The sequence below is a fragment of the Providencia sp. CIM-Carb-044 genome (assembly GCF_033901115.1).
Classification (GTDB): Bacteria; Pseudomonadota; Gammaproteobacteria; order Enterobacterales; family Enterobacteriaceae; genus Providencia; species Providencia hangzhouensis.
The window spans coordinates 1-555 of sequence record NZ_JAXADV010000074.1 but is presented as its reverse complement, the minus strand read 5'-3'; the positions used below and the strand labels follow the sequence as shown (position 1 = coordinate 555).

At 54.6% G+C, this 555-nt stretch carries 1 protein-coding gene; it reads right to left on the bottom strand.

The genetic code is table 11. From position 1 onward, the window contains the following. The coding region (aac(6')-Ib, locus tag SJ312_RS23325; protein ID WP_063892398.1) for an AAC(6')-Ib family aminoglycoside 6'-N-acetyltransferase at window positions 1-547 on the bottom strand (547 nt) is incomplete at its 3' end. Window positions 548-555: the final 8 nt, after the last annotated feature.

Here is a 555-nt window from a genome sequence, read left to right as displayed (position 1 = left end):
CACTGCGTGTTCGCTCGAATGCCTGGCGTGTTTGAACCATGTACACGGCTGGACCATCTGGGGTGGTTACGGTACCTTGCCTCTCAAACCCCGCTTTCTCGTAGCATCGGATCGCTCGCAAGTTGCTCGGCGACGGGTCCGTTTGGATCTTGGTGACCTCGGGATCATTGAACAGCAACTCAACCAGAGCTCGAACCAGCTTGGTTCCCAAGCCTTTGCCCAGTTGTGATGCATTCGCCAGTAACTGGTCTATTCCGCGTACTCCTGGATCGGTTTCTTCTTCCCACCATCCGTCCCCGCTTCCAAGAGCAACGTACGACTGGGCATACCCAATCGGCTCTCCATTCAGCATTGCAATGTATGGAGTGACGGACTCTTGCGCTAAAACGCTTGGCAAGTACTGTTCCTGTACGTCAGCAAGTGTCGGGCGTGCTTCTTCTCCGCCCCACCACTCGACGATATGAGATCGATTTAGCCACTCATAGAGCATCGCAAGGTCATGCTCAGTCATGAGGCGCAGTGTGACGGAATCGTTGCTGTTGGTCACGATGCTGT